The 13,049-nt window shown below is 55.2% G+C and carries 15 protein-coding genes; 8 read left to right on the top strand and 7 right to left on the bottom strand.

Features of this window, described 5'->3' with window-relative positions; genetic code table 11:
* Nucleotides 1-342 precede the first annotated feature (342 nt).
* Nucleotides 343-1,047 carry a Crp/Fnr family transcriptional regulator gene (locus tag ACQKLP_RS01000; RefSeq protein ID WP_341842188.1) on the bottom strand — a complete coding sequence of 235 codons (705 nt, stop codon included), beginning with the start codon at nt 1,045-1,047 and terminating at the stop codon, nt 343-345.
* A gap of 72 nt (nt 1,048-1,119) precedes the next feature.
* Between ACQKLP_RS01000 and ACQKLP_RS00995 the strand changes: the two genes are divergently transcribed.
* From ACQKLP_RS00995 to ACQKLP_RS00965, 7 genes are all read left to right on the top strand, one after another.
* Nucleotides 1,120-1,707: a pseudouridine synthase gene (locus tag ACQKLP_RS00995; RefSeq protein ID WP_427319210.1), complete on the top strand. Its 588-nt coding sequence runs from the start codon at nt 1,120-1,122 to the stop codon at nt 1,705-1,707.
* A gap of 64 nt (nt 1,708-1,771) precedes the next feature.
* Complete coding sequence (locus ACQKLP_RS00990; RefSeq protein WP_427319208.1) at nt 1,772-2,647, top strand: YicC/YloC family endoribonuclease; 876 nt, start codon at nt 1,772-1,774, stop codon at nt 2,645-2,647.
* A gap of 8 nt (nt 2,648-2,655) precedes the next feature.
* Nucleotides 2,656-3,153, top strand: a complete 498-nt coding sequence (locus ACQKLP_RS00985) for a gliding motility lipoprotein GldH (RefSeq protein WP_341842185.1) — start codon at nt 2,656-2,658, stop codon at nt 3,151-3,153.
* A 3-nt stretch (nt 3,154-3,156) separates the two neighbouring features.
* Nucleotides 3,157-4,179 carry a sensor histidine kinase gene (locus ACQKLP_RS00980; RefSeq protein WP_427319206.1) on the top strand — a complete coding sequence of 341 codons (1,023 nt, stop codon included), beginning with the start codon at nt 3,157-3,159 and terminating at the stop codon, nt 4,177-4,179.
* Between the two features lie 77 nt (nt 4,180-4,256).
* Nucleotides 4,257-4,967 (top strand): response regulator transcription factor, encoded by a 711-nt coding sequence (locus ACQKLP_RS00975; RefSeq protein ID WP_109695708.1) that lies wholly within the window; start codon nt 4,257-4,259, stop codon nt 4,965-4,967.
* A 121-nt stretch (nt 4,968-5,088) separates the two neighbouring features.
* Complete coding sequence (locus ACQKLP_RS00970; RefSeq protein WP_427319204.1) at nt 5,089-5,955, top strand: histidine kinase; 867 nt, start codon at nt 5,089-5,091, stop codon at nt 5,953-5,955.
* Nucleotides 5,956-6,007: 52 nt separating this feature from the next.
* Nucleotides 6,008-6,751: a LytR/AlgR family response regulator transcription factor gene (locus tag ACQKLP_RS00965; protein WP_427319202.1), complete on the top strand. Its 744-nt coding sequence runs from the start codon at nt 6,008-6,010 to the stop codon at nt 6,749-6,751.
* Here ACQKLP_RS00965 and ACQKLP_RS00960 read toward each other — a convergent pair.
* The 3 genes from ACQKLP_RS00960 to ACQKLP_RS00950 all read right to left on the bottom strand — a co-directional run bounded on the left by ACQKLP_RS00960 (nt 6,746) and on the right by ACQKLP_RS00950 (nt 10,270).
* Nucleotides 6,746-7,510 (bottom strand): tetratricopeptide repeat protein, encoded by a 765-nt coding sequence (locus tag ACQKLP_RS00960; protein ID WP_427319200.1) that lies wholly within the window; start codon nt 7,508-7,510, stop codon nt 6,746-6,748. The two genes, ACQKLP_RS00965 and ACQKLP_RS00960, sit on opposite strands and share 6 nt — an antisense overlap.
* 22 nt (nt 7,511-7,532) lie before the next feature.
* On the bottom strand, nt 7,533-9,449 hold the full coding sequence (locus tag ACQKLP_RS00955) for a BatD family protein (protein ID WP_427319198.1): 1,917 nt from the start codon (nt 9,447-9,449) through the stop codon (nt 7,533-7,535).
* 113 nt (nt 9,450-9,562) lie between these two features.
* Nucleotides 9,563-10,270, bottom strand: coding sequence for an SDR family oxidoreductase (locus ACQKLP_RS00950; protein ID WP_427319196.1), 708 nt, complete (start codon nt 10,268-10,270; stop codon nt 9,563-9,565).
* 108 nt (nt 10,271-10,378) lie between these two features.
* On the opposite strand from ACQKLP_RS00950, the gene ACQKLP_RS00945 reads away from it, so the two are divergent.
* On the top strand, nt 10,379-11,074 hold the full coding sequence (locus ACQKLP_RS00945) for a YjjG family noncanonical pyrimidine nucleotidase (protein WP_427319194.1): 696 nt from the start codon (nt 10,379-10,381) through the stop codon (nt 11,072-11,074).
* Between the two features lie 62 nt (nt 11,075-11,136).
* Here the strand turns inward: ACQKLP_RS00945 and ACQKLP_RS00940 are convergent, their stop codons facing one another.
* The 3 genes from ACQKLP_RS00940 to ACQKLP_RS00930 all read right to left on the bottom strand — a co-directional run bounded on the left by ACQKLP_RS00940 (nt 11,137) and on the right by ACQKLP_RS00930 (nt 13,038).
* Entirely contained in the window at nt 11,137-11,388 is a 252-nt protein-coding gene (locus tag ACQKLP_RS00940) for a hypothetical protein (RefSeq protein WP_427319192.1), read from the bottom strand.
* 61 nt (nt 11,389-11,449) lie between these two features.
* On the bottom strand, nt 11,450-12,106 hold the full coding sequence (locus ACQKLP_RS00935; RefSeq protein ID WP_341842175.1) for a phosphatidylserine decarboxylase family protein: 657 nt from the start codon (nt 12,104-12,106) through the stop codon (nt 11,450-11,452).
* A gap of 65 nt (nt 12,107-12,171) precedes the next feature.
* Nucleotides 12,172-13,038 carry a phosphatidate cytidylyltransferase gene (locus tag ACQKLP_RS00930; protein WP_427319189.1) on the bottom strand — a complete coding sequence of 289 codons (867 nt, stop codon included), beginning with the start codon at nt 13,036-13,038 and terminating at the stop codon, nt 12,172-12,174.
* Nucleotides 13,039-13,049 lie beyond the last annotated feature (11 nt).

The raw sequence follows: 13,049 nt of genomic DNA, 5'->3' as shown, positions 1-13,049 counted from the left end.
TTTTTTGCTTGTGAATAAAATTTCTTGTAAAATTTTTCTTTTGTGATGAAATTCTTTTTAATATTGTGTAGGGAAATTTATTTCCCTGTACTTACTAACCCATTCAAATACTAAGAAAGTCTGATTGTTCTCGCAGTCAGACTTTTTTAATTCCCCCTGAAAGCCTTTCCACCACAGCGTTTCATCAATCACATCAACACACGTGCATCAACTTGCGCCGGTTTACGGGGCGTTATATTTCGCGTTCCGGACGTGGATGGGTAGATAGTCGGCGGGACGGGTTTCCGTTCATTTTCGGCTTTTAAATGCCTTTTGCGGTCAAAACTTCGGGATGTAAGGGAATCAATCCTGGAGATTCGCCATTTTGATGAGTTGCTGCAGGCGGAGGATGCGGATTTTTTTCCCGGCGAGGTCGATCACTTTCTCTTTCCTGAATTCGGAGAGGAGGCGAATGGCAGATTCGGTAGCGGTGCCCACGAGGTTGGCGATCTCTTCCCTCGACAGCATCACGTTGATGGTTTGCTCATCGTCTTCCAGCCCGTACGTTTCCTTCAGCGTGAGCAACGTTTCGGCGAGGCGCTCACGGACCGGCTTCTGCGCCAGGTGCGTGATCTTCTGCTCCGCTCTCCGCAACTCGCTCGAAAGGATCTGCATCATGCGCAACGCAAGCGTGGGATCTTTCTGCAACAGGCCGAGGAATACTTCCCGCGGGATGAAACAAACCGCGCTGTCTTCCAGCACGGTAGCCGTAGCCGTATATGGTGCATTGCTAATGAGCGCCTTATACCCGATGAGATCGCCCGGCTTCACCAGGCGTACGATCTGCTCGCGACCTTCGTCGCCGCTGTGCGACAACTTCACTTTACCCGAATTCACGAAATAGATGCCGTAAGGATGCCCGCCTTCCTGGAATATGTCTTGCCCTTTACGGTAGATCTTGCAGGTTTTGGCGTTGGAGATCTCTTCCACATGTTCAGGCGTGGCGGCGGAAAAGATTTCGCCCAGGTATTTGCCGCAGTACGGGCAGGGAGATGGTTCGCTTAACATGTCATATGCCATAAAATCGCTAAGGATGCGGCAAAATTACTAATTTACAGGCCCTTAACCAAAGCAGTGCGCGTGAGCCTTTCCTATTTTGCCGTTTACAAGCCGTTCCAGGTATTGACCCGTTTCGGGAAAGAGGGCGACAAAGCCGTTTTGTCCGATTACTTCGACGTGCCCAAAGACGTGTACCCGGTAGGGCGCCTCGATTATGACAGCGAAGGGCTGCTGATCCTGACGAACGACAAATCCCTCAACCAACGCCTGCTCCATCCCGCACAGGCACATGAACGGGAATATTGGGTGCAGGTAGACGGGGCGATAACGCCCGAAGCGGTCCGGCAACTGGAAGCAGGGGTGACGATCACGGTGGATGGGAAACCCTTCCGCACAAAACCCGCGAAGGCATCGATATTCACCACACCGCCGGAAGTGCCCGACCGCAACCCGCCCATCCGTTTCCGGCAGCACATCCCCGCGCCCTGGATACGGCTCGTGCTCAGCGAAGGCAAAAACCGGCAGGTACGGAAAATGACCGCGGCAGTGGGTTTCCCCACGTTGAGGCTCATCCGTTACCGCATCGGCCGCATCAACGTCAAAAACATGCAGCCCGGCGATATGGTCATGATGGGCAAAAAAGAGATCGAAGCCGCACTCTTCCGCTAACACGCTGGCCCTCCGGCCGAAATATGACAATAATTGACTAGGTTTGTCACATTAAACAGATAATATGCTGAAATCCATGACCGGCTTCGGCCGTGCGGAAGTAACCCGGGGAGAAACAACCATTGTGGCCGAGATCAAATCGCTCAATGGAAAGCAGTTCGAAGTGAACCTCAAACTCTCTCCCTTACTGAAACCCTACGAATTCGACATCCGTAACATCCTCCAGCAGGAGTTGCAGCGCGGCACCCTCGACGCCACGATCAACATCAAACAGAACGGCGCCACCCGCCCCGTTGTCATCAACACCGAACTGGCGCGGTATTATCATGAAGCCATCTCCGGCATGGCGCGAGACCTCGCCATCCCCCAGGAAGACATGCTCAACGTGCTCATGAAACTCCCCGAAGTCGTGTCTCCCGCCAGCGAACAGATCACCGAAAATGAATGGAACGAAGTAGCCGCCATCGTCCGCAAAGCCGTCGCAGAAATGGACGCCCACCGCGTAGACGAAGGCCAGATGCTCGAAAAAGACCTGCTGCTCCGTATCGATAATATCCTCCTCTACACCGAGAAAGTCCGCGAACTGGACCCGCTCCGGAAAGATAAAGTGCGCACCCGCCTCGAAACCCTCCTCGCCGAATACGTAGGCAAAGAGAATGTAGACGGCAACCGCATGGAACAGGAACTCATTTTCTATTTGGAAAAACTCGATATCTCCGAAGAGCTCGTTCGCCTCCAGAACCACTGCCGCTATTTCAAAGACATCCTGGGCGAAGCGGAACCCGCCAAAGGCAAAAAACTCGGCTTCGTGCTCCAGGAAATCGGCCGCGAGATCAACACCACCGGCTCCAAAGCCAACGACGCAGGCATCCAGCAATGGGTGGTAATGATGAAAGACGAACTGGAGAAAGCCAAAGAGCAGGTGCTCAACGTACTCTAATACAGCATATGACCGTAAAGACGATATCTCGCTTCGCCTGCCTCGCCTTCGGCCTGCTCGCCTTCGCCTGCAAGCCACCGAGGCTGGATACCTTCGAAAAAAACAGGGACATCCCGCAATCCAGCTGGAACAAGTCCTTCAAACCACAATACGAAGTAACGCTTGGCAATGAAGACACGGCGTACTATTACAACCTGTACGTGAACGTCCGCCACAAAGACGCTTACCCGTACAACAACATCTGGCTGATCGTCAGCACCCAATTGCCGGGCGACAGCCTCCCGCAATCCCGGAGAGTGGAGCTGCCTTTGGCAGACAGCTACGGCAAATGGCTGGGCAGCGGCCTCGACGATATCTTCGAGCACCGCATCCCCATCCAGCAGAACGCCATCCTCCCCAGGGCCGGCACGTATCGTTTCACTTTCGAGCAGAACATGCGACAGGACCCGCTGCCCGATATGCTCAGCGTTGGCCTCCGCGTGGAAAAAGCCGCTCCGCGTAAATAAGGCATGAAGAAACAGTCGACCACAGCAGCCCTTCCGGGCAAAAAGACGGTCACCGCCATTTACATTTTCGTACTGGCATATACCGTGGTCCAGCTTTTCTGGTGGGGCATCCTGCTACACCAGCAATCGAAGGAGATCGCCTATTACGAACAGCTGGAACTGACGCACCGGGTGCACCTGTTGCGAGAACCGTCCGAATTCATGCGGGAGATGCAGCGCCATCATCACGAACAGCGCATGCGCACCCTCAAGTACATCGGCGAAGGCACCATTTTTCTCATCATCATCCTCGCCGGCGCTTCCATCGTATACCGCGCCGTGTGGAAACAGATGCGCCTGCAGCAGCAACAGCAGAATTTCATGATGGCCGTCACCCACGAGCTGAAAAGCCCCATCGCCATCGCCAAACTCAACCTCGAAACGCTCCGTAAACATAAGCTCGACGAAGAAAAAGAGAAGAAACTGCTCGACGCCACCATCCGGGAAACGAACCGGCTCGACCAGCTCTGCAACAACATCCTCCTGGCGTCGCAGTTCGAACATCAGAACTCCCAGCCCTTCCTGGAGCCGCTGGACCTGAGCCAGGCCCTGGGCAATGCGCTGCAGGAGCTGCGCGACCGGATACAAAGTCACGACATACTGGCAGACATTGAGCCGGGGATCGGGATGGAAGCGGATAAATTTATGATCACGCTCATGCTGAACAACCTCGTAGAGAATGCGGTGAAGTATGCGCCGAAGGGGACGAAGATCGAAGTGAGCCTGAAGACGGAGCAAAACGACCTGCTGATGCGGGTTTGCGACGAAGGAAGCGGCATTCCGCAGGAGGAGAGAAGCAAGATTTTCATGAAGTTTTACCGCATCGGGAACGAGAATACCCGGAAGTCGAAGGGCTCCGGACTGGGCCTCTACCTCACCCGGAAGATCGTGGAACAGCACGGCGGGACCATCTCCGTGCGTGACAACTTGCCGAAAGGCACGTGTTTTGAGATCAAATGGCAGGATTATTCCCTCCAACCTGTATAAAATTAACCGGTTGTACGTAATTTTATAGGCAATAACCGGAAAAGCATTTTACCGTTCACCATTCACCCAATGCATTTATGAAGGAAGCGACGAAAGCATCAATTTTGTTGGTAGAAGACGAAGAGAACCTGCAGGAGGCATTAAAACTCAACCTGGAGCTGGAAGGTTATGAGGTTACGGCGGTAGATAACGGCACCAGCGCCCTCAAAGCCGTCAAGAACGAATATTTCGACCTCATCATACTCGACATCATGCTGCCCGAGATGGACGGCCTGGCGGTTTGCGAGAACATCCGGATCCAGAACAACGAAGTGCCCATCCTTTTCCTCAGCGCCAAGAACAGCAGCGCCGACCGCGTGCTGGGCCTCAAGAAAGGGGGAGACGACTATATGACCAAGCCTTTCAACCTCGAGGAACTGCTTCTCCGGGTAGAAAAGCTCATCGTCAAAAACAAAAAGATCCAGGATAAGGACAGCGTGCCCAACGTATACCGTTTCGGGAACAATATGATCGATTTCGCCGCGCAGGAATGTGTGGGCAAAGACGGTAAGCACCACGAACTGTCCAAAAAGGAGACCATGCTGCTGAAGCTCCTCATCGAGAACAAAGGCGAAGTGGTTACCCGCGAAAAAATACTCCAGGTGGTTTGGGGCTACAACGTATATCCGACCACCCGCACGATCGACAACTTCATCCTCAATTTCCGCAAATACTTCGAGGAAGACAGCCGCAATTCCCGCTATTTCCACTCCGTCCGGGGCGTTGGCTACAAGTTTACCGACGGCTGATAAAGCCTTTTGCCAGATAACCCCGCTGTGCCGCCGATTTTCCGGCGGCGCCCGCCAGCTATGACTTCCCTCTTTTCCGGAGCCGGGCCGCAGATTATATTTGAGCGGACTAGAACTCGATATGATTAACCCCGCTAATGCCACGGTTCAATCGCATGCTTATCCAACGGTTGCCGCGCCGGAACCATCGTTTTTCCCGGGTACCGCTGTATCGCTGACCATCCTTTTCTTCCTCGCAGGAGCCCTCGTGGCAGGTGCGTTCTGGTGGCGGGAAAGAAGGATGCGCCGCCGCATGCAGGCCCAATACCACCTCCAGGGCGGCAAAGCCTCGCTGGAACTTCACACCATCCAGACGCAGATGAACCCGCACTTCATCTACAACAGCCTCAATGCCATCCATAGCTTCATCCTTTCCTCCAGCACCGACATGGCCTCTTCCTACCTCACCCGCTTCAGCCGCCTCATGCGCATGACGCTGGAACACAGCAGCCGCGAATGGATTTCCCTGGAAGAAGACCTCGAAACCCTCGATCTCTACCTCCAACTGGAATCCCTCCGGTTCGACGGTCAGTTCGAATACGACATCCGCCTGCTGCCCGGCCATCCGCCCCTCAACGTCCTCATCCCCCCGTTCCTCATCCAGCCATACGTACAAAACGCCATCTGGAACCGCCTCCTGCAGCGCGAAGAAGGCAAAGGATACATCCAGGTCGAAATCGGGAAAAATGACGACGGCATGTTCGTCAGGCTGGAAGACAACGGCATCGCCCGGCATGGCGCGTTCCATCTCCATCAACAGAAAACGCCCGCCATCGCCGTAGCAGGGGAGCGGCTCCACTGGATCAACCACCGGTACCATACGCATGCCAACATTACTTCCGGCCACCGGTACGACGAGCATCACCAACGCATCGGCACCTATACCCTCATCCGCCTGCCAGACGTGACCTACGACGAGGTGGCGCATGAAGAAAGGATTTTTAAGTAAATTTGGATACCCCGAAGTTGACCGGAATACACACCGCCATATCTGTACCCCCATGAAAACGATCATTATAGACGACGAAGAGCACTGCCGCGAAGTATTGCGCATGCAATTGAACCGATACTGCCCGCAACTGGAAATCGTTGCCTGCAGCGGATCGGCGGAAGAAGGGCGCGCCGCCATCGAGCGCAGCCAGCCCGATCTCGTGTTCCTCGACGTGGAAATGCCCGGCGCCGACGGTTTCTCCGTCCTCGAAAACTGCTCCTGGCACCGGTTCTCCGTCATCTTCACCACCGCGCACGACCGCTACGCCATCAAAGCCATCCGCCACAGCGCGCTCGATTTCCTCCTCAAACCCATTGGTAAGGAAGAATTGGTACAAGCCGTGAACAAAGCCGCAGAACTTCACCCTGCGGCCCAGATGCAGGCAGACACGGTCCTGCGCCTCCTGCGCGAACAAATGCCGCAGTTCGGGCGCGTGGCACTGCCTACCTTCGACGGGCTCCGCATGATCCCCGTGAAAGATATCCTGTATTGCGAATCGGAAGGAAGTTACACCCGCATTTTCCTGCACGAATCCCCCAAACCGGTCATGATTTGCCGGCCACTGCGGGATGTAGACGATACGCTGCGCGACAAGGGATTCTTCCGCACGCATAACAGCTTCATCATCAACCTGTCCCACATGTTCAAATACATCAAGGGCGATGGTGGGGATATCGTAATGGCCGACGGGCGCACCGTGCCGCTGGCCCGCAACCGCAAACAGGAATTCCTGGAAAAGATCGAGAAATTATAACCGCTTGATCTCGTTCACCGGCACCCAGCCGGTTTTCCCGTCAGACAGTTGCACTTTACCAAACTGGCTGGTGGCGTCGAGCACTTTTACCTTCATGCCTTCCTTCAGCTCAAACAGGTCTTTGGCCCCATCGTCGGGTGCGGATTTGGCCTTCACCGAATTGTTCATCACGATGGCGTCGTTGCTGTTGAAGGATTGGCTGTGCATCCACGCGGCCATGGAAAAATAGCCGACGAGGAAGATGCCGGTAACGGCGAGCGCCCAGCGGATGTATTTTTTTCCCGGAACGGGAAAGAAGAAGTAAGCGATGATGAGCGCGGAAAATATCCAGCTCCAGGCGATGCTCCAGTTGGCCCATCCTGCGGGCGTGTGCAGCTGCTGCCATTGCAGCCACCACCGCTCAAAGAAAAGCAGCGGAAGCGTTTCCACGTTGCTGCCGACCTTCTGGTTGGCCAGGGCAAGATTGTGCTCGATGGCTTCGTCGCCGGGCTGGAGGCGGAGCGCTTTTTCGAAGCTGTAAACGGCCATGGCCGTCTGGCTGGATTTGTAGTAAGCGTTCCCCGCGTTGAAATACAGGTCTGCCACCTGGAACCCGGAATCGATCACTTGCTGGTATTTGGCGGCGGCTTCGGCGAACTGCTGCTGTTCGTAGAGCCGGTTGGCTTCATTGAAGGCGGCGGGCTCCTGGGCTTTGACGGCAGTTGCGGCAAGCAGGAAGACGAGGAGGAGGCGGGCGCAGTAAGAAATGAATGGTTGCATATAACTGTTTTTCCGGCGTGGTTTACGCCCGTCCTTTGATTTCGTTTTCGATATTGGTGATCACTTCAACGGCTTCCTGGTAAGCGCCCTGGCGCAGTTCCACAGAGTCTCCCGGCGCGTAGAGCGCCCGTTCGCAACGGTCTGTCAGCGCGAAGAGTTTTTCTTTGGCGGCATCGCTGAGGCGAAGTTTCGTCAATTTATCATCCACCCGCTGTTTCGACATTTCGGCCATGGGGATGCGGAGCTTATGGCTGAGGTAGCCCCACAGCGCGCGCGACGTTTCTTCGTAGAAAGCCTTGTCTTTTCCTTCCTTCAGATAACGTGCCGCCAGCTCCAGGCGTTTCAGGGCCACCTTGTTGGCGTGTCGATGGCGAAGCAGCGCGGCATTGTTCGTGTTGTACTGCTCGCGGCGGCGGTAATACGCCACCCCGGCAATGGCCAGCACCGGCAGCAGGAACAGCACCCAGAACAGGGGCTTCCCGAAAAAGAACGGGCGCTGCTTGCTCCATTTCGTACCACTGGTACGGATGCCCGCCAGGTCTGTTTGTCCGCCGAAATCGGCTTTTTCTTTCTTCACTTCCTTCCCTTGCACCACATGAACGCTGAACGGCGCGGATGTGATGGTTTTATAAGCTTTCGCCGCGGGATCGAAGTAGGAAAACTCGACCGGTTTCAGCGTGTAATCGCCTTTCTGCTGCGGCATGAGCGCATATTGGAACGTGCGGCTGCCGCTGAGGGGATTGCTGTTCTTTTCGATATTGTCGGTAACGGTAGGATCGTATTTTTCGAATGCGGCCGGAATGTCCAGCGGCGGAGCGTTCAACAGGTTCACGTTGCCACGCCCGCTGATGGCCACTTTCAGCGAAAGTGCATCGTCGGTGCTCAGTTGGTCCTTATCCAGCGTAGCGTTCATGGTGAATTGCCCGACGGCGCCATTGAAACTGGCCGGTCTGCCTTCCGCCGGCAGCGGCTTCACCTGCACTTTCACCACGGGGCTCTGGATCCTGTAGGGAACGATCTCGGCTTCAGGTTGGTCGAAGAAGGGATCGTCTGCGAATAAATCCTGGAACGGATCGTTGGTTTGCGCGCGTTTGCGCTGGCCGCTGCCGCCTACTTTCACGAAATGGACCTGGTTATCCACTTCCGCGGGGTCCAGTTCCAGCTCGCCGGATTGCAGGGGGAACAGTAACGTTTTGCGGATCACGAACACATTGAAAGGCACGCCGTTCACCATTTCTTCGGTTGGCCGCGGCGGATTGGGAATGTCCATGTCTTTGGCGGAAAACCCTTTGAACGCGGGCACTTTCGTAACACTGGAGTTCGTCGGCAGCCGGGTATACAATTTATAGGTGGCGGTGATCTGTTCCCCTTCGAATACGTTCGTTTTATCTACTTCCACCCGCACGAACACGTTTTTTCGCAATTGTTCCCTGGCATCGTCGCCCGGGCGGAGCACGCCGGGATGCGCTTCTCCGGGATACCGGCGCTGCGGGTAATTCGGCTGTACGGGTTGCTGCGCCTGCGGCTTCACGGGCGTTCCGGCTTTCGTCACTTCGATGGAAACGGGATTGCTGCGTACCGTTCTTCCATCCACCCGCGCCGTGGCGCCGGGAATGGTGAAGTTGCCGGGCTGCGTAGGGGCCAGGGTGTATGAAAATGCATAATAGGTGGTGACACGCCCGTTGTCGTTAGACATGCCCTGCTGTTGCGAAGGCCCCTGCACCACTTCGAAGCCCTTGAACGAGGGCGCCTTGAATTCGCTGAGGTTCGTGGGGTTGATGAGCGTAAACTGGACTTGCACATATTCATCCTGCGCAATCACGTTGGTGTTGACTTGCGCGGTGAAGCGGAATTCCTGGGCGCTGGCGCCTGCCGCCGTCAGCAGTACGGCGAAGAGCAAAACGAGATTTTTTCTCAATCTGGCGATATAAAACTTCATCTATGACAAATTTAACCAATGCCTGGCCGGCCTTTGCCGCGGACAAGTTAAAAGTAAGTTAAAAAAGCAGCTTGAAAATGGCTACAGTAAAGGATTTGGGGGTCATCCCACATTTACCCGAGGTCCCCGAGCTGAGGGCGCATCAGGATGTCTTCGATCACCGCCTGGGCGCTGAGGTTATATGCCGCCCAGAGCATGGACGCCACGTCTGCCGGCTCCATGAGCCGGTCTTCCGGCCCGTCGAACCCTTCCCAGGAAGCGGTGAGAACGGGGCCCGGGCTGATGGAGGTGACTTTCACGCCGTGGGGCTTCATTTCTTCCCGCAGGTTTTTCGAAAACCCGAGCAGGGCGAATTTGGTGATGCTGTACGACCCGCCGTTGGGGTACGCCTTGTGGCTGGCCGTGGAACAAAGGTTGAAAACATGCCCTTTCTTCGCCGATTTCATGGCGGGGATGAAGGCACGCGTGAGGTGATAGGCGCTGTAAAGGTTCACGGCCATCATTTTTTCCAGGTGACCGTCTTCCTCCTCATGCACCGCCCCCGGCACGAAGATGCCCGCATTGTTGACGAGGATGGCCGGTGCGTCGCCGAACTCGCGGCGAACGGCGTCGGCGAAAGCCAGCACAGCCTGCTTGTCGCCCATGTCCACCGGCAGCGCCAGCACCCTGGCAGCGGGACTTTGCTCCCGGATGCCGCGCGCCGTTGCTTCCAGCTCCTGCACGCCCCGGGCGCAGATCGCCACGTCAAACCCTTCCGCCGCCAGCTTTTCCGCTACCGCTTTCCCGATGCCTTTGCTGGCGCCTGTGATGATTGCATACATACCCTTGTGTGTCTTGTTGTTAATACGCTTTTAATACGGCAAAATAAGGGAAAAATGGATTTGTCGTACCTTTGCCTTTCACCACTTTAGCCAACGAACGGACCCATCATGAGATATAAACATATTTTTTTCGACCTGGACCATACCCTTTGGGATTTCGAAGCCAACTCCAACGCCACCCTGCAGGAACTTTTTTACGAGCATAACCTTGCCGGCAAAGGCATTTCCTCCTACGCAGATTTCTTCGTGGTGTATTCGGAAATCAACGATAAACTGTGGGACCGCTTCCGCAAGGGCTTCATCAACCGCAACGAGCTGCGCATCAAACGCTTCACGCAAACTTTCCTCGCGTTCAAGCTGTGCGACGACAAACTGTGCCAAACCCTCAGCGAGCGGTTCCTGGAAATCCTCCCCACCAAAACCGCGCTCTTCCCCGACACGGTCGAGGTACTGGACTACCTGCGCGATAAACAATATCCCCTCCACCTGATCACAAACGGGTTTGAGGAAACGCAGAAACTGAAGCTGCAGCACTCCGGGATCGGTCATTATTTTACGCATATCGTGACTTCCGAGAGCGCGGGCTCGCTGAAGCCGCACCGCGAAATTTTCGATTATGCGATGAAATTGTCGAACACCACGGCGGCAGACAGTATCATGATCGGCGATACGCTGGAGGTAGACATCCTCGGTGCGCAGCAAGCGGGGATGGACCAGGTGTATTTTGCGCCGAACCTCGTACAGCAGGGCGTTTCCCCGACTTACACGATCAAAAACCTTTCCGAGCTGAAGAACATATTGTAGGCACAAAAAAATCCCGGTAACGTAATGCTACCGGGACTTCCCAATATAATGGCTGCAAAAAGTCAGCTTTTGTCCGCAGTTTTCTTTTTGGCGGCCGAGGCTTTGGCGGCGGCTTGCGAGCGGGAGGGCATCGGCATGCAGCAGGATTTGCCTTTGGCGGCGGTCTCTTTTTGGCAGCAGGATGCGTCTTTACCCTTGTGGCAGGCTTCCTCTTTATTGGCGGGAGCCTTTTTCGTCGCAACAGGCTTTTCCTGGGCGAGTGCCGGGCCGGCGAGCAGTGCTACGGCGGAGAGCGTCAAAAAGAATTGTTTCATGCGGTGTGTCTTTGTATGATTGAAGATACGGTTTCCCTTTTGAAAAGAAACGTTAAAATCATCAGGCCAATTCAGCGATCACGGTTTGGCCGCCGCGGACGATCTGTTCGAGGTTCACGTTCACTTTGGTGCCGATGGGCAGGTACAGGTCTACACGGGAGCCGAATTTAATGAATCCCATTTCGGTGTTCTGCTTCACGTCCATACCGGGTTTCAGGTAATTGACGATGCGGCGTGCGAGGGCGCCGGCGATCTGGCGCACGAGGATGTCGGTTTTGCCGTTGCCGATCACGACCGTATGGCGTTCGTTCTCCGTAGAGGCTTTCGGGTGCCAGGCCACGAGGTATTTGCCGGCGTGGTACTGGCTGAGTTTCACGCTGCCGCTGATGGGGTTGCGGTTCACGTGCACGTTGGCCGGGCTCATGAAGATCGACACCTGGAGGCGCTTGTCTTTAAAATATTCCGGTTCGTAGGTTTCCTCGATCACGACGATCTTCCCGTCTGCCGGGGCGATCACCTGCCGTTCGTCGAATTTCATTTCGCGGGAGGGGATGCGGAAGAAGGAAACGATGAACAGGAAAAACACGATGGAAATACCCAGCAGCGTATAGCACAGTACCGGCGTATCGAAAAGGAAATAGAACACTGCGATGTTGAGCAGCGCCAGTACGGCGAATGTTAGGGCGATGGTAGCGGTGCCCTCACGGTGGATCGTCATGATTCAGTAGATTTTATCTGGCCTTTTTAATAGAGGCGGTACGAAGGTATGAAGAAAAATGTTTATCAGAAGAAGAGCCGCATGTAGATCCAGGCGATGGGGGCGGCCACGAGCAGGGAATCGAACCGGTCGAGGAAACCGCCGTGCCCCGGCATGATGCTCCCCGAATCTTTTACGCCTGCCAGCCTTTTGAGCCGCGATTCCAGCAGATCGCCCGCCGTCCCGAAGACTGCTGCGATGGCCGCGAAGGCGATCCAGTGTTGTAACGGCATCCACTGATACCCCCAGAAATGACCGAACACGCCGGCTGCCGCCACCGCGAGGATCATCCCGCCAACCGTCCCCTCGATCGTCTTTTTCGGCGAAATGGCCGGGGCGAACGGGGTTTTCCCGATGAGGGAGCCTACGATATAAGCCATGGTATCGTTGATCCAGATGGCGCAGATCAGGGTGAGGGGGTACAGCCAGACGTACTGCTGGCCGAAACCAGGCACTACGTCCTGTGAAAAGCTCATATCCACCAGCATCCCGAAGGGGACGGTCACGTACAACAGCCCCAGCAGCGAATATCCGATCGTTTTCAGCGAAAAGTTCTTGCCCATGAGGATTTCCCCCAACGGCATCACCAGCAGGAAAATAAACGTCAGCACCCAGCCGATCTCGCCCAGTGAAAACCCTTCGTACCCGAACCGGTCGCCCGCAATGGACATAAACAATGCACATCCCGCCACCAGCACACCGTTGCGATGCCAGGGCGAAATTTCCGTGTAGTCGGGATCGATATGGCGCACCAGGCTAGCATATTCCCGCAGCGCAAAGAAATTGATGATGAAAAACAGGGCGAAAAAGGATAGTCCCGACCATAAAATGCCTCCCAGCATGATGGCCACGAAAAACAGGGCGGTGATGGTCCGCGTAATGAAAGTCTTCATGTGTTGATTTA

The organism is Chitinophaga sp. NPDC101104 (assembly GCF_050277495.1).
Classification (GTDB): domain Bacteria; phylum Bacteroidota; class Bacteroidia; order Chitinophagales; family Chitinophagaceae; genus Chitinophaga.
The sequence above is the reverse complement of the archived record's forward strand: the minus strand, read 5'-3'. Positions and strand labels throughout refer to the sequence as shown.